Origin of the sequence: Cytophaga aurantiaca DSM 3654 (assembly GCF_000379725.1) — a bacterium.
Lineage (GTDB): Bacteria > Bacteroidota > Bacteroidia > Cytophagales > Cytophagaceae > Cytophaga > Cytophaga aurantiaca.
The window spans coordinates 226,321-248,839 of sequence record NZ_KB903662.1 but is presented as its reverse complement, the minus strand read 5'-3'; the positions used below and the strand labels follow the sequence as shown (position 1 = coordinate 248,839).

The following is a 22,519-nucleotide window of genomic DNA, read 5'->3' as shown; positions in this document are numbered from 1 at the left end:
TTAGTGGGCTACTTCCCTAAAAATTCTTCTAAAAACAATTTAAATTATTCAAATATTCATATTGCAATATTCAACTATATGAATACACAAGATAAATTAACATATGTTAACTAATGTAAGGATATTCCTCTTATTTGAATATTATATGTTCAAACACACTATATAACATCCCCAAAATTATCTGTTAGTGGTTGTGTTTTTTAAACCACTCAAATGTTTTCACCAAACCTTCTTCGATTTGAATCTCCGGTTTATAACCAATATGTTGCTGCGCTAAAGAAATGTTTGCCAAACTGTCTTTGATATCACCTTGTCTTGGCTCTGCATATATAGGTTTGATCGTTGACTGTGCACATCCTGCTAAAATTTCATACACCCTGTTTAATGATGTAGTTGAACCACATGCAACGTTGTAAAATTTATTAAATGCATCTTTATTATCTGTAGACAAGGCTTTAATATTCATTTGCAACACGTTGTCGATGTAGGTAAAATCACGGGTCTGCGTGCCGTCCCCAAAAATAGTTGGCTGTTCGCCTTTTAAAATTGCCGTAATAAATTGTGGAATCACAGCTGCATAAGCACCTTGTGCATTTTGTCTCGGACCAAATACGTTAAAATAACGCATGCCGATAAAACGAAATGGATACACATTACTGAATGCCCGTGCATACATCTCAATGCTGCGCTTGCTTGCCGCATAAGGCGACAATACATTTCCCAAACGATCTTCTTCTTTAGGTGATAAAGGATCGTCGCCATACACAGACGATGAAGATGCATACACTACCCGATCGATGCCGGATTCTTTTGCTGCATGAAACACATTCATGGAACCCAATACATTCACATTGTTACTGGTCATGGGATCTTTCAATGAGCGCGGTACAGAACCGAGTGCAGCCTGATGACTGATCACTTCAATATCTTTTACCGCCTTTAATACATCCTCGTAATTGCGAATATCGCCTTCCACAAATTCGTATTTCGGATGCTTTAAAAACTCATCTATGTTATGCTGGTATCCGGTAGAAAAATTATCCAATACACGAACCAGTTCTACATCTGATCTATTCAACAATGCCTCCGCTAAATTAGAACCTATAAAGCCCGCACCGCCTGTAATTAAAATTCGTTTCATATCATTTATGCATAAAGCGTAAAGATACTAGTTTCCAGTTACTAGGTGCTAGGTTCTAGAGAAAAAGTATGAAGTACAGCGTACTTAGTACAAAGACCCCGGAATTTACATTGTCATTTATTTTTCAACTTTGCGTTCTTTGCGAAAAAACTTTGAGGCCTTTGCGGTTAATTTTAGAAAAATATTTATTTATAAAACAGTAACTTGCACATTCTAATAACAATAATTTAACATGCATACTTCAGCAGACATAGAAGAATACAGAAAACTTTTTTGGGACGCATTTCACCGTCCGAAGTTTAAGACTACAAAGTATTCAGGCATGTGGGAAGAGCTTGAGCGTATAAACGACGTATTGGCCGGACCATTTTTTTCTATGTATGAAAACGGTCACATACAATATGTGTTTGACGACAACGAACGTTTCCCTAAAGTAAATTCTGTGGAAGATTTTAAAATTTGGGCAACATATTTAATCAATGTATATCACGATGAAGTAGAATCTATGGATAAGCCTGAAGGCGAAGACGAAAAATACGATTTACATGTATTACGCTTTCAGACTGAAACAAAAACCAAATTGATGGCGCTAATAATTAAAGTAGTCAGTGGTCAGTAAACAGTGGTCAGTGGTCAGTCAACATTCAGTAATTTTTTTTTTACCATTTCGATGAACATAAAAAGGGAGAGGCTTCAGATTAAACATCTGAAGCCTCTCCCTTTTTACTGACCACTGACAACTGTCAACTAACAAGTTCCATCACTGTTATCTCCGGTGCCATTCCTACTCTACCGGGGAAACCAATATATCCAAAGCCTCTGTTTACATATAAGTATTGCCCTTGCTTTTCATATAAGCCTGCCCATTGTTCGTACATCCATTGAACAGGACTCCATTTAAGTCCACCTTTCTCAATACCAAACTGCATACCGTGTGTATGTCCGGCAAACATAACATCAATGTCTTTGTATTTTTTTAGTACTTCAGCATCCCAATGACTTGGATCGTGCGATAACAAAAGCTTTACAGGCACCTGTTCTGTGCCTGGATATGCTTCCTGCATTTTTCCATATTTCGGAAAGTTTCCTTTCGCGCCCCAATTTTCAATACCTAAAATAGCTATTTCAGCGCCATCTTTTTTTAATATGCGATGTTCATTCATCAGAATATCCCAACCCATTTGTTTATGTATACCAATGAGCTTATTCAAATTTGCACGTTTCGCTTCCGGTGTTTCCCATGAAGCATAATCCCCGTAATCGTGATTACCCAAAGTTGAATAGACGCCTAGTGGTGCTTTCAGCTTTGCAAATACATCTATGTAATCATCCATTTCTGTAGCAACGTTATTCACCAGATCACCCGTAAAGAATATAATATCCGGTTTTTGTTTCATCGCAAGCGCAACGCCTCTTTCAACAGCAGCTTTATTATAAAAACTGCCTGAGTGAATATCCGATAGCTGTACAATCTTCAAGCCATTCCATGCTTTCGGCAAATTCTTTAGCACTACTTTTCTTCTGCGAACGGTATAATCATGTGCGCCAAAAAAGATTCCATAAGCCATCCCTGCAAGCGGAATAGCAGAAACAGCTAAGCCTACTTTCAATAAAAAATCTGAGCGTGAAATTGTTTTACCGGCAGCCTGAGCAGCAGAATTATTTTGAAACAAACTGTACACCCACTGTATAAGACGTTGAAAATCATCTATCAATAAGAAAAGAGTAAAAAATATTTTTGTCAGGAATAAGATAAAGGTTACAACCAGCGTTGCCGTTCTTAACCAGGCAGGCAAAATCGTATAAGCACCCGAAAACATCAGGAACAATGTAAGGATGGACCATGCAGTGAATCCCCAATAGACAAGATGAATGATTTTTCGGGTTGAAGGCTGCAACAGCTCTGTCAATGCTTTTACACCTGAAAACACGTACCAATCTATAAGCAAAAAAACGCCTAAGAGTATTAACACTAAATTTAAATTACCTCTCATAAATTCCTATTTATTCTCTGTAGACGCAAAGGTCTTCTAAATATTTTAACTCACCTTCTTTTTATGCTTTTTATTTTTAACAACTCACTTTACCGTGGTTGTGTCTTTTCGACCAACCACTAACTAGCTGGTGGTTGGTCGAAAAGACACAACCACGGCAACCATATTTTAACATCTCCTATTTTTTGTTTTTTATTTAACAATTTGAACACGATTCCTGCTAAAATAGAAGGTGGAAACTTACCGTACTTTTGTATATTTGTTAGATCTAGTTTTACGAAATTCACTGAGATAAATCCTCATTACAAATAACATTAACACATTATGAATACTCATACTCCCGCTAAAGATGGCTATTTTTTTCCTGCCGAATGGTATAAACACAAAGCTACGTGGTTGAGCTGGCCTCATAAAGAAGCTTCCTGGCCAGGAAAGCTCGACAGCATTTTCCCTCAGTATGCAAAATTCATTAAATTAATTTCTGAAGGAGAAGAAGTTCGGATCAATGTTACCAATGCAGCAATGGAATCTTTTGCAAGAGGTTTTATTGAAAAAGCAGGTGCAGATATGTCGAAGATCTTCTTTCATCATTTCCCTACCAATGATGCCTGGTGCAGGGATCACGGTCCGGCCTTCCTTATAAATCCGGATGCCGATATAAAAAAAATAATTGTTGACTGGGGCTATAATGCCTGGGGTGGTAAGTATCCTCCGTTTGATTTGGATGACGTTATTCCGACCAAGATCGCTGAAATGTATAACATTCCGGTTCATCATCCCGGCATTGTAATGGAAGGGGGCTCTGTTGAATTCAACGGGCGGGGAACAGTATTAACTTCTACTTCCTGCTTATTAAATACAAACCGTAATCCTAGTAAAAGCCGTGAACAGATCGAAGAATATCTGGAAGAATATTATGGCGTTGAAAATATCCTGTGGCTTGGAGAAGGTATTGTTGGTGATGATACCGATGGACACATTGACGACATCACACGTTTTGTAAATGAAGATACGGTTGTAACGGTTGTTGAAGAAAACAAAAGCGACGACAATTATTATATTCTAAAAGATAATTTAAAAGATCTGCATAAAATGCGTCTTGAAAATGGCAAGCAGTTAAACATTGTAGAATTACCCATGCCTTCTGCGGTCGTTTATGACGACCAACGCTTACCAGCGTCTTATGCGAATTTCTATATCAGCAACAACCATGTGATCGTACCTACGTTTAAGGATAAGAACGACGACATTGCATTGGAGACCCTACAACAGTTATTTACAGATAGAAAAGTTACCGGTTTAAATTCTACAGATATTATCTGGGGCTTGGGAAGCTTTCACTGTTTGAGTCAGCAGGAACCGATTTAAGTTTTAGGTTTAAAGTTTTAAGTATTAAGAAAGCTATAATAAGCTACTTCCAAAACTTGAAACGGAATTCTTAAAACTTATTACATAAAACTTATTACTTCCTTGAATAAATTTCTTTCAAAAATAATTGAGAACTCTGTTTTAAAAAACAAGTACGAATCAAAGGAATCTTATTCTTCTTTTGAAAAGGCCAAAGGGTTCCGCATTTTTAAAATTGACCTCAACAGAGTAATCAAAGACATTGTACTTATTTCACTGGGTATAACTTCTGCTGCAATCGGTTTGAAAAGTTTTTTATTGCCGACTCAATTTATTGATGGCGGTGCAACAGGCATTGCGTTGCTTTTAACAGAATTAACCAAGCTTGAATTATCCAGTTTACTTATTATTATAAATCTTCCTTTTGTTATTCTCGGTTACAATGTTGTAGGAAAAAAATTCGCTATCAAAACCGGAATAGCCATTTCTATTTTAGCTCTTGTTACACATTTCTTTACCTTTCCACCAATAACAAACGACAAGCTACTTGTAAGTGTTTTTGGCGGTTTCTTCTTAGGTGCGGGTATTGGATTCTCTGTGCGTGGAGGTGCTGTTATTGATGGTACAGAAGTTCTGGCTATTTATTTAAGCCGAAAATTTGGTGTTACGATGGGCGATGTTATCATCAGTTTTAATGTATTGATCTTTTCAGTTGCCGCTTATACGCTTTCTATTGAAACTGCATTGTATTCAATGATCACCTATTTAGCTGCATCCAAAACAATTGATTTTGTGATAGAAGGGATTGATGAATATATAGGTATAACCGTAATATCAGCACACAGCGAAGAGATCAGAGAAATGATCACAACAAACATGCATAAAGGTGTTACGGTATATAAAGGAAAAAGAGGTTTTGGTAAACACGGTCATGTAGATGATCTGGACATTATTTATACCATCATCACACGATTAGAGATTAGTAAGATCAATACTGAAATTGAAAAAATTGATCCGAATGCATTTGTAATCATGACAAATGTAAAAGATACGCGAGGCGGAATGGTTAAGAAAAGGCGACTAAAACATTGATTTTTATCGCATTATTTTTTAACTCACAGATATATTTTTATTTAATCCTATACCTATATGGACTTCTTTTGGATATACGACCTGCCAATGGTTCTATCTTTTTTAGGGTGCGTTATCCATTTCACCGGAAGCGTATCAACAGGTGTACGAGCAATTGATGAAGTCTATCCCGTAGGGATAAAATATCTGTAGAAAATCTATCTCACATAATTATTTCATGCACGGAGCTCCGTCTAGGAGCGACTAATAAATGCTTATAATATATCGTCCCGATGGGACTTGCACGTATTGGATCCGGTTTGATTTTTACTACAGATATTAATGTCCCTAACAGGACTAAAAAAACTAAAATGTATAGCCTGCAGACAATTCAAATGCATTGTCAAAATTGTTTGCCAGCTTACGCGTACTGAATAAAAATGAACCCATAAACCTCAGGTTCCCCTGTCCGATCGAGATCGATTTAAGACCAAATAAAACTGCTACTCCTCTTTTGTATCTCAGATTTACGCCGGTCTCAAACAGTTCATTTATCAAAAATACCGGCGCCAGCTGTACGTCATATTTTTCTTTTGACTGCAGCCGAACATAGGCATGCGTGGATAAGGCAACATGTGGACTTATGTACGTAGTATAGATCGCGTTTAAATTTATATAGGGTTTCAGTTCAAACTTTTGATTTACCGGAGCGATCGCCGAACCCGTCATTTGCTGATACGAAGCACCGATTTTAAGTTTCCTTCTTATATACCACATACCAATGTTCACATCAAAAGCAGTGGATGCACCGCCGCCACCTGCTTGAGAACCCAGAAAAGAATAATTAACCGCCCCTGCTGCTATACCACCTGAAAGAGAAGATCGAGCACCTAATCGTGTAGACCAGGAATAACGGGCATAGGCACGAGTACGTTTTATAAATGCTCCATCGTTGTATGCAATCACCAGGATTCCGATGCGACTGAATTGTGAACTTGCTTCATTGTGTTTTAAGCGCAGACTTCCATCTACATACAAGCGGTTCACCCCTTCGAATAAACCAACCAACGAACGATTACCGATAGAGACCTGAACCCTGTCTGAACTGTCGCTGCTGGCAGGATTCAATAAATAGTAATTTTGAAAAAACTGATCAAAAATAATGGGGTTATCATCACCCGTTTGAGCATGCGATTTGAATGCAAGATTCAATAAAAAGACCGTACTAAAACAGAAGAAAATATTTTTTCTCACTTTTTTGTCCTAAAATTCCTGTACAAGTTACTATATTTTTATAATTGTGTATTTTAAAATATAAAAAGTGTTTACCTTTTGAAAATGATATCGTAGTAATTTTAGTATAGTGAACGAAAAAGAAGCAATCATCATCGAAAGTATTCGAACGGGGGCGCAATCTGTTGCTCTTCAATACCTTTATGATGTCAGTTTGAAAAAAGTACGGCATTATATCACCAGTAATAACGGCAGTAAAGAAGATGCAAACGACATCTTTCAGGATACGGTGATCATTTTATTCAATCAGATCCGATCGGATAAATTTAATGCAGCCAGTTCTATCGATGCTTTTATGTATTCGGTAGCACGCAATCTGTGGATCGATAAAGTACGACGGGATAAAAAGATGACCCACTACGATTCACCGGATGAATTCGCTTCCTTATCAGACCATCAGAACATGCTTGACGATCTGATCAAAAAGGAGAAAAGCACAGCGATGAAAGAAGTGTTTGACAAACTGGATGAGAAGTGTCAAAAAATATTGTCGTATGTGATCTATGAAAAACGATCGATGAAAGAAATTGCTGAATTGATGGGCTACAACAGCGACGATGTTGCAAAGACCAACCATTACCGATGCAAAGGATATTTAACCAAATTAGTAAAGAGTGATCCATCACTCATTAAATTATTACGAAATTGAGACCAGAGTTAGAAACATATCACCTGATAGACTCCTACTTGAACGGCAAGTTGGAAGGTGAAGCTCTGCGCGCTTTTGAAGCTCAGGTTCATTCCGATCCTGCATTCGCTGAAGAAGTTTCCTTTCAACAATTAACCAACCAAGTTGTTGTTGGTGCTTCGTACGACAATCTGCGTACACAGATGACAAAGGATATTGACAAGATCGATACGGCTGACTCAATAAAGAAATGGTCGTTATACACCGTTGCTGCAGTTGTTTTAATAACCGGCTCTGCAGTTATCTATAGCTATACACGTAACGATTCAGTTACACCAAAACCAACAGATACAAAAGAGATTCTTTCAACGAGTCCATCTGCTGTATCTGCAACAGACAAAACAACTGAATCGCCTATCACACAGAATTCAAAACCATATACCGCTCAAAAAGAAATACAGGCTGCGAATCCTTCTGCTGCAAAAGAATCTGCAACCGTACAGACCGAACCGCAAACAACTGGTGCACCTGCAACACACATACAACAGCATACTCCTGCAGAGAAAACAACGCCGGATGTTAAATCAATACAGCCTGAAGAAAAAGCTACGCCTGCTAATCCATGTTTGACTACACAGATTTCCGCAGACATCAGTTCGAAACCTACGTGTACAAATGAAAGCACGGGAAGCATTCTTATTCCTCAGGTACGTGGTGGTGCAACCCCATATACACTTTCATTGGATCATACAGCGGCTAAAGCATTAAAAGAATCCTACTCCTATCTATCTGCAGGTACACATACCATTCTGATCACAGATAAAAATGGCTGTTCGAAAGAATTCCATGTTTCGATTACTGAAAAGAATTGTAAGAAAACGTCGTATGTATTTGCCCCTGAAAAAGGTGAAACCTGGAAGATTTCAGGAAACGACAATGCAGATTATACCATTACCATCCTGAATATGGCCGGAACGCAGGTATATAAATCTCAGATCATGAGCGGAGAATTTGAATGGCAGGGAATCGGTCAGCATGGAGAATATTTGTCAGCAGGTTTGTATATTTACCTNATCGAATACACAAACGGACAAAAAGAAAACGGACAAGTAACTATTGTCAGATAACGTGAAACAACTTACGCACATATTGAAACATTTACATTATAAGATCGCAAGCATTGTACTGCTTATGATAGCTGTTTCTATTCAAACAGTTGCTCAACCGTTTGTTACTCTTCCGGATGCCAACTTCAAAAATAGATTACAAAGCATCAACCCATCTCTTATTTCGGGGAATCAATTAAATATTGGTGTTGCACAAAATTTCACAGGTGATTTGCTTCTTAGCGGCGCGAACATATCTGATCTGACAGGACTTCAATATTTTTCTGCTACATACAAAATTGATGTGTCCGGTAATAATGTTACCAGCATACCAAATATCTCCACTACTTCAATAAAATACCTATATGCGTACAACAATCAATTAACGTCGTTGCCAAATCTTTCTGCATTGACAAATCTTATTGAGCTACAAGTACAAAATAATAAATTAACAAGCTTACCTGCATTAAACTCGCTTGGTTCGTTAAATACATTAATTGCAACAAACAATAAATTAACAAGCTTGCCTCCCATCAACAACCTGGTTGGTTTAAAAATATTAAATATTGGTATAAATCCATCCTTAGGCAGTTTACCTGATTTAAGTCCAAATTATAATCTGAATGAACTTCACTGCCATCAAACCGGCATCAGCACCATTCCGGGATTGGCAAACCTGCATCAATTGAAAAAACTATTCTGCTGGGGAAATTCCATTTCAGACCTTTCTGCTTTAGAAAACATTAACACACTGAATCTTTTATATGCATTCCAAAACAATCTGTCTGTATTGCCAACATTAACCAATAAGCCATTGTTCGCTTTAGAAATCGCTGACAATCAACTTACCTTCGAAGACTTATTGCCACTTTCTTCAATGGGCTTGTTCGACTTTTCTTACAGTCCGCAGGATAGTATTGGTGTGTATACAAAAGTACCTACACGTCTGTTGCATCCACTCTCTTTAAGCGTTACAGAAGATGCAGGTGTCACAGGCAGTACCTATACCTGGTATAAAAATGGTGTAGCTATTATCCCAACTACAACAACGAATCAAAAAACAATTACGACTGCAGCACAAACAACCGATGCAGGAATCTATTATGTTTCGATCACCAATACTGCTCTTCCGGCATTAACATTAACACATCGTATGTGGGATGTATCGGTTATTAGTTGTATAGATCTTATTTCCTATAGTTTCAGCATACCAATGAACGAATGCAGCAATGGTGCTACTGTTAATTCAACCGTAGTGCTTGAGGGAGGCGTTGCTCCGTATCAATATGTATTGACACCATTAAATTCACAACCTGCCTTATCCAGCTCTAACGGCGACTTTACACAGGTTGCGCCCGGACAATATACATACAGCATCAAAGATGCGAATGGTTGCGGCATAGATACGACAGCCGTGATACAAAAACCTGCAAAATGCGACCCTGTAATTACTCCAAATGGTGATCTGCAAATGAGTTCGTATTTTATTGAACAAACCGGCACGGCAAAAATTATTGATATCGAAGGCAAAACTATTCTGCAGCTAACTACACCTGCGGTGTGGTATGGCACACAAGCGGATGGCACATTGGCTGATGCCGGATATTATGTGATCGTTGTTAACAACAAAAAAGTAACGAACATTACGGTGATCCGATAAAAATAATCACACTTCTTATATTGTCAATCGTAAATAAAAAAACAGTCCCGCAAATTTGTGGGACTGTTTTTTTATTTTAATTTTTATCAGACAAATACGGACCACCTGTTTCACCCCAACCCCACTTTGGCATGGGTTCATTGGTGTGCATTGGATTATCTGTGAGCGTCGAATTAATAACTGCAAGTCTTGTTCCCCATTCAATATATCCTACAAAAGCGGAACGGAATTCCGGATCACTTTTAAGTCCGACTTCATCAGCAGTCTGTAAAAGTAAATGTACCCAACGCTGACGTTTTTCTTCGGTCAACATCTTACCGATGTGTTTGCCGATCATATGTGCATGACTTCCGCCATCTTCAGTCGTATATAATTTATCGCCACCGAAAACTTCTGCTACAAAGTGCGCCACATGTTTTACATGATCAGGCGACATATTTTTAAAAACTTCTCCCAATAAATCATCTTTTAAAACTTTGGTGTAAAATTTTGCAAATAAATTTTCAAATGTTGGCATGTCTCCTGCCCATTCGTATAATGTCGGAATATTCTTCATCTGTTTGAATGTGTATATTGGTCATTTAAATATAACCAATAAAAGATTCGAACTAAAACAAGGGCTCAAAGGATTGTTGCGACTTAACTTCAAACGCAAGTTTGTTCATTTGATTATACGTAGCTTTATAAAGAAAAACAGCCATACTTATTCTCTTAACACCACATTCTGCTAATGTTTCAAAAGATGAAAGCTTAGGTGTGCCCACAATATTCAAGGGTAGTGTTGTAGAGGACACAATTTGTTTGATTGTATCTGGATCAGATACAGCAGGTACAAACAATCCATTTGCTCCTGCATCCTGGTATAACTTTGCTCTTTTTATGGTAAGCTCAAGCGGAGAATCCATTTTTTGTAAAAAGCCATCTGTCCGTGCATTAATAAAAAGCTTCTGATTGTTTCTTTCAAGGTAATTTTTAACAGCAGCAAGTTTTTTTAAATATACCTCTTCTCCTTGCGCATCTTCTAAATTGATCCCAACAACACCCGCATCAATCAATCGCTGAATATTATCTGTTAATACATTCACATCATCTGTATATCCTCTTTCCAGATCAACAGACACCGGAATTTTTGTGGACGCAGTAATTCTTTTCACAATGTAAAGCAGTTCGCCGAAAGGCATCTTTTCTCCATCCTCATAACCCATAGAATTTGAGATGGCACCACTGGATGTAACAATCGCATCAAATCCATTCTGTTCAATTACCTGAGCACTCTTAGCATTCCAGGCATTGGCAAGTACAAAAGGTTTTTCAGAATGGTGCAACTGATAAAATTTTTCGTAGTTATTCATAATGTATCTATTTTACACGCCGTGTATTCGAGTTTAGTTCCGATTATTTTTTTTATAAAATCGAAAATAGCAGCGATATTAAATGATCGGTTTAAGACGGCGTTCCAGTTCCTGTTTCACAATAGGATTTCAGGCTGTTCATAAAACGCGCCCAGGCGTAATTGCATTCAGCATACGTATCTGTTGAAGCTTCCCATCCGGCATGTGTAAAGCGAAGAATTGTTTTTCCGTCTTTTTCTTCCAGATCAAATGTGAGCCTAGTACCTACCCACTCATCAATTGAAACAATGACTTTCCAGTCAACGAATTCATTTTTCACAAGTTCAGTTACAAGCATTTCGTTTCTGAGTGTGCCAAAAATAAAAACATTTACAGAACCGATTTCCGGCTTTGCTTCAGTTGCTTTTGCCCACCAGCTTTCTAAGCCCTGCTGTGTAGTAACGGCATCGTAAACAACCTCAGGCGATGTCTTTATGACCAGTTTGTGTTTTATATCAACCATAGTTTTATAGATCTATTAAATACATCCAGTCCGTTTATAGATTTTAATTCAGGTCTGAAATGTTCTCATAAAATATATGATACAAATGTATCGACTCAGTACTACTTTAAAAGGGTGCTAAATAGACAATACAAGGGGTTGATATAGACAACATGAATCGCTATCGTTTGCAAAACCGAACATCTGTATATAATCGCTGTATTATAACATGGATTACAAATCCTTTTTATCGGGCTTCGGAATTACAAATTCCGAAGAGCCGCGAAGATAATTGGGCCAATTAATTTTCTTCAAACGTTTTATCAAAATCTCTGAGTCTTTTGTGATCTGCAGAACTATTTGACGCCTCATACTCTGCCCATAGCATTATATCTCTTGGGTCAACGGTTGCAACTTTTATATATTTATGCAATGCGTCTATATTTCCCTTAGCTAAAAAAATAATGCAGCGAATAATTCTATCTGAATTGAGATCGTCTGTTTTTTCAATTGCACTTCTAAGGATTTCAAATGCATTGTTGAAATCTTCTCCAAAGTCTGCATGTATCCTCGCTGTTATGTCTTCTTTGAATCTCATTTGTTACAGATACTCATCATGGGTTGTGTACCACCAATTTCATCTACAGATTAAAACGTATGTTCTACAGATCATCCGCAGGTACTATAAAAATTGCCGCACAATAAATTCGTTTTTATATACCCTTCCAATGTTTCTCCCTCGGAGGTATATCGGATCTTCGTCCACTCACCACAGCATTTTAAAATAGTTACCTTAGTCTCTTCTCTTATGATACCCGACAATTTGGAATCCACTGTCGGTTGCTGATATACCTGATATAATGCACCGGAATAATTTGTTGTATGAGCAGCCGTGTAGGAAGACAGGATCCACCCTATAACTGGTTCATCCGGTGCCAGCATCTTTACTTTTAGCCAATCCCCTTTATTTTCCAATATTTCAAACATGACAGCATATTCTTTCTTAGGGTTGTTCTTGATCGTTTTAATAACCTTCCCCTGCGGCGCATCTTTAAGACCTACCTCGGTATCAATACCCAACCAAGCCCATTTCAGCGAACATTTACAGTCATCGTCAACTGTGTGATTGCTTAAAAGAAATATGGATGTAAGCAACGTAAGAATAAAATGTGTCATTGTATGTGTTGTTTAGGTACTGTTATAACTACGACGATACGAATATACTGCTTCTGAAGAGCTTAAAACCTTTCACTTCTTTTATTTATTCTAATTCTTTCCAACAAACCTTTATTTCCCGATCTATTTGTTCTTCTAGTTTTGGCAATTCATTCATAACCCAATCCCGACTTTCTTGAGTCAAATAATTTTCATCCTGAGAAAGTTTATAGTTCATCGCTCCGGTAATCATTGCAATCATGCCTTTCGTTTCCGTTGTACCATTTGCAAAGTTCGGGCCGATTACATATTTCAATAAATCGGATTCGTATTGGGGTTTATAATAGAGAATATAACTAACCAGCGGAAAATAGAAATAAAAATAATCATTCGTATTGGAAGAATAGTTGATGTTATGAAGCTCTTTAATTAGAAGATCGCTTTGAGCATCTAATGTATTGGCATTTAATTCTTTTAATAACCCATACGTCTTTTTAGCAGATGGAACTCGTGTCCCTATTTGTTTTAGATCAGCAAATGCTTTTTCAAATTCTGGATTATTATTCATTTTCACTGTTTCTTTTTATTTCCCCCAATTATTGATCAATTCTTCCAGCGTTCCATTATACACATCATAATCCATATAGCAGTCTATACCTTCAGCCTTATAATAACATGGTTTGGTTGCACCTTTACAACAATTGATCTCACAACTGAATTGCCATAGAGAATAGCTTGCCCACATCTTCTCTTTTTTGAAAACATGCGCAATACTTCCATCTGCGGGCAATGCGATCAGCCAGAGTTTACACAGCTTAAATGTTTCCCAGTATTCCGAATTGATAAGCTTGTCAATATTATTTAAACCACAATAGATATGCGGATAGCGGCCTGTTTGTTCAAAAATCCGTTTTACAAACAAATACGAATTATAGGGGGAAATAAATTGCTTCGTTTTTTTATGCTGTTCAAAATCCAATGCAATAAACTCTTTCTTCCAGGCTGAATCGCCAATCATTTTTAAATACGCGTCTGCTTGTTTCGTTCCGTTTGTATCATACTTTGGAAGCCAATAAGAACCGAACAACAAATTGTTGTCATAAGCTTCCTTTCGTCTTTTATTGAATGAAGCTTCACTCTCTTCGGACATCTTATGAATAATAGCTTTTATTCTACTATCTTTTTTTACATGCTGTATATCATACTCATTGCCTTCATAGACATCAAGTATGATTGGACGCGTGGTATCAAGCCAGGGTTTGACAAATTCAGTTTGGGACCAACAGTTTATTCTACTGACGAAAAAAAATAAAAGTAAGAAGTGCGGTTTCATATTCTTAATTGTCTGAATTATGATTCTTGTGATTTAGATGATTATCATGATAGATTATATTACAGAGCTTGCCTTTATTGCTCCGGTCCCATCCCGTCTCCAAAAATTAACCACAAACTAATATTATAAAATGCGGCTAATATTATTAACGTTAACACGACCCCTACAATCATCTTAATAATTTTATTGGCATCTGATAAGTGCCAAACCAAGGGGATTATTATGAATGGTGTTAACATAGCAAACCATAATATTCCACCTAATATATTCATTCCAGTTATGCCTATGTGAGTATTATAAAAATTCGTCGGACCACAAAAAAGTGGTCTGACGAATGAGGTTTAACAAGCGGCAATAAAAGTCGCCTGAAAACAATATTAATAAATAGGAATTACCCTTTAATCACAATCTTCGCAAACGTTTTACTCGCATCAAAACGAATGAAGTTGTTGTCCGGATTGATCACATCGATGTGTACCGCTTCGCCGTCTACTTCAACGCTTTTTGGTTTGAAGCCTAAGCCGTGAATGGTTAATTCATAACTGTTGTATACCGGACTGTATGCTCCTTCAATAGCTTGCGTGATCGTAAATGTTTTCTTATCTGATGATGTAACAAATGTTTTGTATGCGCTTACACCTTCTGTGTATTCGTAGCCATCGCCTTTGTCTTCGTAGAGATTGCTTGTATGTTCTGCTGCATCCACATATACATGCAGGAACAATTGATCGGGATCAAACTCTCCTACATACTGCATGATTGGTGCCATCGGGATTACTGCACCTGCTTTTACAAACAATGGAATCCGATCCAATGCTGCTTCGGCCCATACTTCCTGGTTTCCATCATACACCTGATCATCCCAATAGTAATACCACTTACCTTCCGGCAAATACAACCAGCGACCGTCTACTTTTTCTGCAAGGATCGGGCATACCAATAAATTATCACCCATGCAGAATTCATCCTGTCTGTTGTAGGTCTCAGAATCTTCCTGCGCTACAAACGGCAGCGGACGTAGCGTAGGCATTCCTGTTGCTACGTGCTGGTAAAATGTTGTATAAATGTATGGCAACAATTGATAACGCAATTCAATAAATTTCTTTGTCAGCAATTCATACTCCACGCCAAAGGACCATGGTTCCTGATCTCCGTGATCACCGGAAGAGTGTACTCTGCAGAACATGTGAAAGATTCCCAACTGAATCCAGCGCACAAACAATTCTCCGGATGGAGAACCGATGAATCCACCGATATCCGAACCGCAATACGAAACGCCCGATACACTCAAGCGTTGACATTGATTGTTCGCAATGGATAAGTGTTCCCAAGACGCAACGTTGTCGCCCGTCCACGCAGACGAATATTTTTGCAAGCCCGAATAACCGGAACGTGTGATCACAAACGGACGTTTATTATCGTCAAATCGTTTCACACCTTCATACGTTGCGCGCGCCATCTGCATGCCATACACGTTGTGTGCTTTTCTATGAGAGCATGGATCGCCGTCGTAGTCGTGACGCACATCATCCGGGAATGTTTCGATTTCAAATACTGCCGGCTCGTTCATGTCGTTCCATACCCCACGCACACCTGTATCCATTAAGTCGCCAAATAAACCTGCCCACCATTCACGTACTTCTGCACGTGTAAAGTCCGGAAAGTTGCATTCGCCCGGCCATACAGATCCCTTCATCAACGGGCCATCCATACGTTTACAGAAATAGCCTTTCTCTAAACCTTCTTTGTATACCCAATAGTTCGGATCAATCTTAATACCCGGATCGATGATCACAACGGTTTTGAAGCCTTGCTTCTCTAAATCCGCGATCATTTTTTTCGGCGTGGGAAAATGTTCCGGATGCCAGGTAAAGCATCTGAAGCCATCCATGTAATCGATGTCTAAATAAAATGCATCGCATGGAATTTTACGTGTTCTGAATTCGCTTGTAATTTCACGTACTTGTTTTTCCGGATAATAACTCCACTTGCATTGATGAAAGCCCAGCGCCCATAATGGCGGAAGCTCCGGCTTACCGGTCATGTTTGTGTAGGTTTCAACAACCGACAATAACTCCGGACCATAAATGAAATAATAATTCATTTCACCGCCTTGTGCCCAAAACGATGTTGCGTTCTTACGTTCGAAACCAAAATCAAAATACGTACGGAAGGAGTTATCAAAGAAAATACCGTAGGCTACTTTGCGATGCAAGCCAATAAAGAATGGAATGTTTTTATATAATGGGTCAGAGTCTTTGCCATAGGCATAGGTATCTTTTCCCCAGTTCTCAAAACGCTTTTCACGAATATCGGTATCGGTTGACTTATCGCCTAAGCCATAGAAATGCTCGCTTGGCTGACCTTTGCGCGTATTGAAAACAATTTCGCCGCCGTGCTTTTTATGTTCTTCCCAGTGGAAACCTTTTTCGTCTTCAGAAATTACCAATCCTTTTTTATCCAGAATTTTTATGAGCATGCGCACCTTCTGAATTTCAATATCGATCTTGGATGTTTTGATGGTAAAGTATTCTTCCTCTTCGCTGATCTCCAATTGCTGGATCGTTCCCTGATATGTATACGCATGTGAATAGGAGAAATCTCTGGCGAACTGACCCAATGCTGCAAACCTAAATCGTACAACTACATCTGAAAATACTTTTACCTCCAGCACCGTTTGTTGTCCATAAAAATAAAACCGATTATCAATCTTCTCCCATCTTTCTACCACTCCCGCATCCTGTTGAGAGGACTGCTTGTCGTGGTTAATATTCATGTAACTTTCCATACGATACTTATTTCTAAAACATGCGTCTATTTCTATTCCCTAAAATAGGATAAAAAAAAGGCTATTGCGAAGCAAATAATTGCATTTTTCTTACAATCGCAGACGAATGTTTCAAGAACTTTATAGAATCCGTTAGTTTTTGGAAGTTTAACGCATATTGATAGGTTTTTAGCTCTGTCCAATGTATTTTTAAGTATTAGAATACATTTTGCTTTGGAGTTCTTTTGGGGTTGCTATGAAAAAAACAAAGGTTTTGATGTTGGGTTGGGAATTTCCTCCTATAATTAACGGAGGTCTGGGCGTTGCCTGCCTCGGGTTAAGTAAAGCCTTATCAAAACACGTAGAACTGACCCTGATCCTGCCTAAAAGCGATCCGAATATCGCACTCAAACAGGTTGATATTATTGGATTAAATCAACAAGAACGGATTCGCATCCGGGAAGATTTTCAGACCGATTTTTATGCAGAACTTGAAAATGTATACACACTTCCTGCAAACATTGCTCCCTATCAAACAATTGCTGAACCTGTAACAGAAACGAAGCAGGTTAAAAAATCCAAGACTAAAAAAGTTACACGTTCTGAATTCTATAAACCCTTTCAGATTGATCATTTATACGGCGACGATACCATACAAAAAGTAATTGAGTATGCATCTGTAAGTGCCGACATGTGCATGGAATGGGACTTCGATGTTATCCATTGTCACGACTGGATGACCATGCTTGCGGGCGTTGAGATCAAACAACGTACAGGCAAACCCTTAGTATTGCATATACACTCGCTTGAGTATGACCGTAACCAGGGCAATTCAAACAACTGGGTGTATCAGGTTGAAAAGCACGCGATGGAAATGGCAGATGCTATCTTACCTGTAAGTAATTACACAGGCAACATTGCCGTGCAGCATTACGGAATCAATCCCCGTAAGATTCATTCGGTACACAACGGTGTTGAAAAAATAACATCGTATAAAGTTGAAAAGCCTTTCCCTGAAAAAATAGTTTTATTTATCGGTCGGGTCACGCATCAAAAAGGCCCGGAGTATTTTATTGAAGTCGCTTCAAAAGTATTAAAAGAATATCCTCTTGCACGTTTTGTTGTTGCAGGTACAGGAGATAAATTAAAAGAACTGATCGAAACAGGTGCACATAAGCATTTAGGCTTAAACATTCATTTCACCGGTTTCTTAAGCAAAGAAAAAATTCACGATCTGCTTGCTATGGCCGATGTATACTGCATGCCTTCGGTATCTGAACCTTTTGGTTTATCCGCATTGGAAGCAGCACAGTTTGGTGTTCCCTGTGTGGTATCAAAACAATCGGGTGTATCGGAAGTATTGATCGGCGCATTAAAAGTAGATTTCTGGGACGTAGATAAAATGGCGCATTATATTTTAATGCTGTTAAAAGATCCTGCCTTTGCAAAAACGATTTCAGACAATGCACATTTCGATCTGGAACATTGCACGTGGGAACATGCAGCGGTAGAAATTCAGGAAGTCTATAACGAACTTTTAGCTTAGAGATATGCGTTCTGTTACGCTGTGTTTTCAGGTACACCAGCCTTTTCGAATCAAACCTTATACATTTTTTGATATTGGTAAAAATCATTTCTACGAAGACGAAGGGCACAATCAATTAGTTGTTGACCGTGTTGCTGACAACTGTTATCTGCCAACAAATAAAATTCTTCTTCAGCAAATAAAGAAACACAAAGGCTTATTTCGTGTTGCCTTTTCCATCAGCGGCATTACGGTCGAGCAGTTCAAATTATATAGACCGGATGTTATTGATTCGTTCATCGAATTAGCAAAGACGGATTGTGTAGAGTTTCTTGCCGAAACATACAATCATAGTTTAAGCAGCATCTTTTCTAAAAAATCGTTTATTGAACAGGTGGATGCGCAGCGCAAATTAATCCGTGCAACGTTTGGTTATCAAACGGAAGTATTCCGCAATACAGAACTCATACACAACAACGAAATTGCCGCGACAGTTAAAGAACTTGGCTTAAAAGGAATGATCACGGAAGGCATTCCGAAGCTGCTGGGCTCGATGAGTACGAACAAAGTATATAGTCCGGCACATACCTCCTTCCCTGTTATCCTTCGAAACTGCATTTTATCTGACGACCTTGCCTTTCGCTTTTCCGATAAAAACTGGAAAGGATATCCGCTAACGGTCGAAAAATATGCTTCCTGGATCAAACGTTCGCTGAAAAAGAATGAAAATGCGACTATTTATGTCGACTATGAAACATTTGGTGAGCATCAGAAGAAGAATAGCGGTATCTTTACATTCCTGCGTAAACTGCCGGGTGTGTTGATTGATGACTATGGACTCGAATTTATGAATCCTTCCGAAGTGATCGACACGATGGAAATTCACGATGTGTACGATGCCCACGAAACGATTTCCTGGGCAGATGTTGAAAAAGATCTTTCGGCCTGGTATTTAAATAGCATGCAGAAAGAAGCAATAGAAAAGATTTATAGTCTGGAACCATTGATCCGGAAAATGCAGATCCGAAAGCATACCGATAAATGGAACAAACTTCAGACCTCGGATCATTTCTATTATATGAGCACGAAAGGAATGAGCGACGGCGAAGTGCATTCCTACTTCAGTCCGTTTAACAGTCCGCACGATGCATACATTCATTACATGAATGTGGTAGCGGACTTTGAGCTGGAGATACGGAAGAAGAAACTCTTCAAGTAAAGCAAAAGGCTTAATGCCTAATGCTTGCGCCAGTGTAAAACAATTAAAAAACGTTGGCTAAAGCCAACGGCAATGAAAACGAATTCATACTTTAAAATGACAAAGACTTTGCTTTCATTGCTGTCACATTTATGTGACAGATTTAATTAAATGAATACTGTAGTCAAAGACTACAAAAATAAACGGCACCAGTCCCGCTATCGCTAAGACTGGCGCCAGAGCAGCAGAGAATAATCAAACAAGTGGTTGGCCGAAAAGGCACAACCACGGCGCAATAAAAATTACATTCATTACAACAAATAAACAATACTGACTACTGACCACTGTTTACTGATCTTTCCTAGCGCTAGTCTTAGCGCAGCGGGACTAGTGCTTAACATTCGGCAGTCTTTGACTGCATATATTATTAAAAACAAAACGTAGTCAAAGACTACAAAATAAACGGCACCAGTCCCGCTATCGCTAAGACTGGCGCCAGAGCTACTGACAACTGAATACTGACCACTGTTTACTAATTATGAATATCCTTTCCATTGACAATCTTTCTAAAACATTTACAGATAAAAAACTTATTGATAGCGTTACGCTTGGCTTAAGTAAGGGTGAAAAAGTTGCCATCGTTGGTAGAAACGGCGCAGGCAAATCAACTCTGCTTAAAATCGTGATGGGCATTGAGCATGCAGATGCGGGTGTGATTGCCATTCATAAAAGTGCTACGGTTGGATATTTAGAACAGGATCCGATTTTACCTACGGGCAAAAAAATTATAGAAGTTGCGCTTGAAAGTCGTAAAGATATTTGCGACGCGATCATGCTCTACGAAAAATCTATGGAGACGCTTGACAGCGACGACATGGAAAAAGCCATCACGATGATGGATGCCTTACAGGCGTGGGAGTTTGAAGACAAAGCAAAACGCATTCTTTCAAAATTAGGTTTACAGGATTCAAATCTGGAAGTGCAAAATCTTTCGGGCGGACAACAACGTCGTGTTGCATTAGCACGTGTATTGTTACAGGAACCGGATGTATTGTTGATGGATGAGCCTACCAACCATTTGGATCTGGACATGATCGAATGGCTGGAAGAATTATTGAAAGCTTCACAACAGACATTATTATTTATTACCCACGATAGATATTTCTTAGATGAAGTAGCGAATGGAATTCTTGAATTGGAAGGTGGTAAAATTCAAATGTACCGCACCAAGTATCCGGAATATTTAGATCGCAAAGCGGAAGAGGAATTGATCCGTACAGCATCCTTAGAAAAAGTAACGAACACCTTGCGCAAGGAAGCTGAATGGATGCGTCGTCAGCCAAAGGCGCGTGGCACAAAAGCAAAATACAGAATCGAAGCATTTCACTCGATGGAAGGCAACAGAGATCAATTGAAAGAAGCCGGACAAGGTGATGTACAATTGGATTTCAGCAGCCGAAGAATGGGAAATAAGATCCTTGAGCTGCATCATGTAAACAAAGCATTCGGCGAGAAAAAAATTCTTACTGATTTCAATTACATTTTTAGAAAAAATGAAAAGCTTGGGATCATTGGTAAAAACGGCAGCGGTAAAACAACTTTGCTGCAGCTGATCAACCGTGCGATACAGCCCGACTCCGGAGAGATCATTACAGGTGAAACCATTCACTTAGGTTATTATACGCAGAAAGGCTTAACATTTAAACCAAGACAAAAAGTAATTGAACTGGTAACAGAAATTGCAGAACAGTTCCAGACCGGTAACGGCGAAGACTTAACGGCATCCATGCTGTTGAAACGTTTCCTGTTTGAACCTTCCCGTCAATATGAATTTATTGAAAAGTTAAGTGGTGGTGAGAAAAAACGTTTGCACTTGCTTACCATCTTAGTTCGTCAGCCGAACTTCTTAATCTTAGATGAGCCTACCAACGATATGGATCTTTCTACATTAAGTGTATTGGAAGATTATTTAGAGAACTACAAAGGCTGTCTGATCATCGTTTCTCACGATCGTTACTTCATGGATAAGTTGGTTGATCACTTGCTGATTTTTGAGGGCGAAGGTGTCATGCGTGAATACAATGGCAACTATACCGATTACCGTTACGAAGTGGAAGAAGCGATTGAAACGTCGCGCAAGCCTGAAGTAAAAGAGGCGGCGAAAGTAGCGGCGCAGAAAGAATCGAAGCTATCTACCAAGCGTTCTTTCAAAGAACAAAAGGAGTTTGAAGATCTTGAAAAAGAAATCGAAGCGAGTGAAGCAAAGAAAACCGAATTGATCGAAAAGCTTTCTACACCGGATTCAGGAGCAAACATTGCACAATGGTCGAAGGAACTGGAACAGTTGGAGAATCAATTAGAGAATAAAACGCTAAGATGGCTGGAGTTGTCTGAGAAGAATTAATTAGGTTTTAAGTAATACGTTTTAAGTTTTAAGATAGAAGGCCGGTTGAGAGACTGGCCTTTTG

20 protein-coding genes are annotated in these 22,519 nt (G+C 38.6%); 9 read left to right on the top strand and 11 right to left on the bottom strand.

Going from position 1 to position 22,519, the window contains the following annotated elements; genetic code table 11:
- Positions 1-184 precede the first annotated feature (184 nt).
- Positions 185-1,141 carry an SDR family oxidoreductase gene (locus tag A3EE_RS0115700; RefSeq protein ID WP_018344396.1) on the bottom strand — a complete coding sequence of 319 codons (957 nt, stop codon included), beginning with the start codon at positions 1,139-1,141 and terminating at the stop codon, positions 185-187.
- Positions 1,142-1,373: 232 nt separating this feature from the next.
- On the opposite strand from A3EE_RS0115700, the gene A3EE_RS0115695 reads away from it, so the two are divergent.
- A complete protein-coding gene (locus tag A3EE_RS0115695; RefSeq protein ID WP_018344395.1) occupies positions 1,374-1,760 on the top strand; it encodes a hypothetical protein in 387 nt (128 codons plus the stop codon).
- 124 nt (positions 1,761-1,884) lie between these two features.
- Here the strand turns inward: A3EE_RS0115695 and A3EE_RS0115690 are convergent, their stop codons facing one another.
- Entirely contained in the window at positions 1,885-3,135 is a 1,251-nt protein-coding gene (locus tag A3EE_RS0115690) for a metallophosphoesterase (RefSeq protein ID WP_018344394.1), read from the bottom strand.
- Positions 3,136-3,459: 324 nt separating this feature from the next.
- Between A3EE_RS0115690 and A3EE_RS0115680 the strand changes: the two genes are divergently transcribed.
- Together A3EE_RS0115680 and A3EE_RS0115675 are read left to right on the top strand one after the other, a co-directional pair.
- Positions 3,460-4,503 carry an agmatine deiminase family protein gene (locus tag A3EE_RS0115680; protein WP_018344392.1) on the top strand — a complete coding sequence of 348 codons (1,044 nt, stop codon included), beginning with the start codon at positions 3,460-3,462 and terminating at the stop codon, positions 4,501-4,503.
- A 102-nt stretch (positions 4,504-4,605) separates the two neighbouring features.
- A complete protein-coding gene (locus A3EE_RS0115675) occupies positions 4,606-5,574 on the top strand; it encodes a YitT family protein (RefSeq protein WP_018344391.1) in 969 nt (322 codons plus the stop codon).
- A 345-nt stretch (positions 5,575-5,919) separates the two neighbouring features.
- Here A3EE_RS0115675 and A3EE_RS0115670 read toward each other — a convergent pair whose 3' ends face one another.
- Positions 5,920-6,807, bottom strand: a complete 888-nt coding sequence (locus A3EE_RS0115670; protein WP_018344390.1) for a type IX secretion system membrane protein PorP/SprF — start codon at positions 6,805-6,807, stop codon at positions 5,920-5,922.
- A gap of 109 nt (positions 6,808-6,916) precedes the next feature.
- On the opposite strand from A3EE_RS0115670, the gene A3EE_RS0115665 reads away from it, so the two are divergent.
- From A3EE_RS0115665 to A3EE_RS0115655, 3 genes are all read left to right on the top strand, one after another.
- Entirely contained in the window at positions 6,917-7,495 is a 579-nt protein-coding gene (locus A3EE_RS0115665; RefSeq protein ID WP_018344389.1) for an RNA polymerase sigma factor, read from the top strand.
- Positions 7,496-7,677: 182 nt separating this feature from the next.
- Positions 7,678-8,601 carry a T9SS type B sorting domain-containing protein gene (locus A3EE_RS0115660; RefSeq protein ID WP_425386839.1) on the top strand — a complete coding sequence of 308 codons (924 nt, stop codon included), beginning with the start codon at positions 7,678-7,680 and terminating at the stop codon, positions 8,599-8,601.
- Positions 8,602-8,623: 22 nt separating this feature from the next.
- Complete coding sequence (locus A3EE_RS0115655) at positions 8,624-10,240, top strand: leucine-rich repeat domain-containing protein (RefSeq protein ID WP_245553852.1); 1,617 nt, start codon at positions 8,624-8,626, stop codon at positions 10,238-10,240.
- Between the two features lie 76 nt (positions 10,241-10,316).
- Here the strand turns inward: A3EE_RS0115655 and A3EE_RS0115650 are convergent, their stop codons facing one another.
- The 8 genes from A3EE_RS0115650 to A3EE_RS0115605 all read right to left on the bottom strand — a co-directional run bounded on the left by A3EE_RS0115650 (position 10,317) and on the right by A3EE_RS0115605 (position 17,349).
- Positions 10,317-10,796 (bottom strand): group II truncated hemoglobin, encoded by a 480-nt coding sequence (locus tag A3EE_RS0115650; protein WP_018344386.1) that lies wholly within the window; start codon positions 10,794-10,796, stop codon positions 10,317-10,319.
- A gap of 52 nt (positions 10,797-10,848) precedes the next feature.
- Complete coding sequence (locus A3EE_RS0115645; RefSeq protein WP_018344385.1) at positions 10,849-11,592, bottom strand: isocitrate lyase/PEP mutase family protein; 744 nt, start codon at positions 11,590-11,592, stop codon at positions 10,849-10,851.
- Between the two features lie 91 nt (positions 11,593-11,683).
- Complete coding sequence (locus tag A3EE_RS0115640) at positions 11,684-12,094, bottom strand: SRPBCC family protein (protein ID WP_018344384.1); 411 nt, start codon at positions 12,092-12,094, stop codon at positions 11,684-11,686.
- Positions 12,095-12,374: 280 nt separating this feature from the next.
- Positions 12,375-12,671: a hypothetical protein gene (locus A3EE_RS0115635; RefSeq protein ID WP_018344383.1), complete on the bottom strand. Its 297-nt coding sequence runs from the start codon at positions 12,669-12,671 to the stop codon at positions 12,375-12,377.
- A gap of 71 nt (positions 12,672-12,742) precedes the next feature.
- A complete protein-coding gene (locus A3EE_RS0115630; protein WP_018344382.1) occupies positions 12,743-13,249 on the bottom strand; it encodes an SH3 domain-containing protein in 507 nt (168 codons plus the stop codon).
- A gap of 85 nt (positions 13,250-13,334) precedes the next feature.
- Complete coding sequence (locus A3EE_RS0115625; RefSeq protein ID WP_018344381.1) at positions 13,335-13,796, bottom strand: hypothetical protein; 462 nt, start codon at positions 13,794-13,796, stop codon at positions 13,335-13,337.
- A gap of 15 nt (positions 13,797-13,811) precedes the next feature.
- Positions 13,812-14,561, bottom strand: coding sequence for a GH25 family lysozyme (locus A3EE_RS0115620; RefSeq protein ID WP_083921285.1), 750 nt, complete (start codon positions 14,559-14,561; stop codon positions 13,812-13,814).
- Between the two features lie 391 nt (positions 14,562-14,952).
- Positions 14,953-17,349, bottom strand: a complete 2,397-nt coding sequence (locus tag A3EE_RS0115605; protein WP_018344377.1) for a glycoside hydrolase family 31 protein — start codon at positions 17,347-17,349, stop codon at positions 14,953-14,955.
- Positions 17,350-17,584: 235 nt separating this feature from the next.
- Here A3EE_RS0115605 and A3EE_RS0115600 point away from each other — a divergent pair, with 235 nt between their 5' ends.
- From A3EE_RS0115600 to abc-f, 3 genes are all read left to right on the top strand, one after another.
- Complete coding sequence (locus A3EE_RS0115600; protein WP_018344376.1) at positions 17,585-18,874, top strand: glycosyltransferase; 1,290 nt, start codon at positions 17,585-17,587, stop codon at positions 18,872-18,874.
- A gap of 4 nt (positions 18,875-18,878) precedes the next feature.
- Positions 18,879-20,072 (top strand): glycoside hydrolase family 57 protein, encoded by a 1,194-nt coding sequence (locus tag A3EE_RS0115595; protein ID WP_018344375.1) that lies wholly within the window; start codon positions 18,879-18,881, stop codon positions 20,070-20,072.
- A 517-nt stretch (positions 20,073-20,589) separates the two neighbouring features.
- A complete protein-coding gene (gene abc-f, locus A3EE_RS0115590; RefSeq protein ID WP_018344374.1) occupies positions 20,590-22,455 on the top strand; it encodes a ribosomal protection-like ABC-F family protein in 1,866 nt (621 codons plus the stop codon).
- Positions 22,456-22,519 lie beyond the last annotated feature (64 nt).

Excerpts from the sequence above, each read along its gene's own strand:
- A3EE_RS0115700 (WP_018344396.1), bottom strand. The coding sequence starts at position 1,141 with ATGAAACGAATTTTAATTACAGGCGGTGCGGGCTTTATAGGTTCTAAT.
- A3EE_RS0115695 (WP_018344395.1), top strand. The coding sequence starts at position 1,374 with ATGCATACTTCAGCAGACATAGAAGAATACAGAAAACTTTTTTGGGAC.
- A3EE_RS0115690 (WP_018344394.1), bottom strand. The coding sequence starts at position 3,135 with ATGAGAGGTAATTTAAATTTAGTGTTAATACTCTTAGGCGTTTTTTTG.
- A3EE_RS0115680 (WP_018344392.1), top strand. The coding sequence starts at position 3,460 with ATGAATACTCATACTCCCGCTAAAGATGGCTATTTTTTTCCTGCCGAA.
- A3EE_RS0115650 (WP_018344386.1), bottom strand. The coding sequence starts at position 10,796 with ATGAAGAATATTCCGACATTATACGAATGGGCAGGAGACATGCCAACA.
- A3EE_RS0115645 (WP_018344385.1), bottom strand. The coding sequence starts at position 11,592 with ATGAATAACTACGAAAAATTTTATCAGTTGCACCATTCTGAAAAACCT.
- A3EE_RS0115640 (WP_018344384.1), bottom strand. The coding sequence starts at position 12,094 with ATGGTTGATATAAAACACAAACTGGTCATAAAGACATCGCCTGAGGTT.
- A3EE_RS0115635 (WP_018344383.1), bottom strand. The coding sequence starts at position 12,671 with ATGAGATTCAAAGAAGACATAACAGCGAGGATACATGCAGACTTTGGA.
- A3EE_RS0115630 (WP_018344382.1), bottom strand. The coding sequence starts at position 13,249 with ATGACACATTTTATTCTTACGTTGCTTACATCCATATTTCTTTTAAGC.
- A3EE_RS0115625 (WP_018344381.1), bottom strand. The coding sequence starts at position 13,796 with ATGAATAATAATCCAGAATTTGAAAAAGCATTTGCTGATCTAAAACAA.
- A3EE_RS0115620 (WP_083921285.1), bottom strand. The coding sequence starts at position 14,561 with ATGAAACCGCACTTCTTACTTTTATTTTTTTTCGTCAGTAGAATAAAC.
- A3EE_RS0115605 (WP_018344377.1), bottom strand. The coding sequence starts at position 17,349 with ATGGAAAGTTACATGAATATTAACCACGACAAGCAGTCCTCTCAACAG.
- A3EE_RS0115600 (WP_018344376.1), top strand. The coding sequence starts at position 17,585 with ATGAAAAAAACAAAGGTTTTGATGTTGGGTTGGGAATTTCCTCCTATA.
- A3EE_RS0115595 (WP_018344375.1), top strand. The coding sequence starts at position 18,879 with ATGCGTTCTGTTACGCTGTGTTTTCAGGTACACCAGCCTTTTCGAATC.
- abc-f (WP_018344374.1), top strand. The coding sequence starts at position 20,590 with ATGAATATCCTTTCCATTGACAATCTTTCTAAAACATTTACAGATAAA.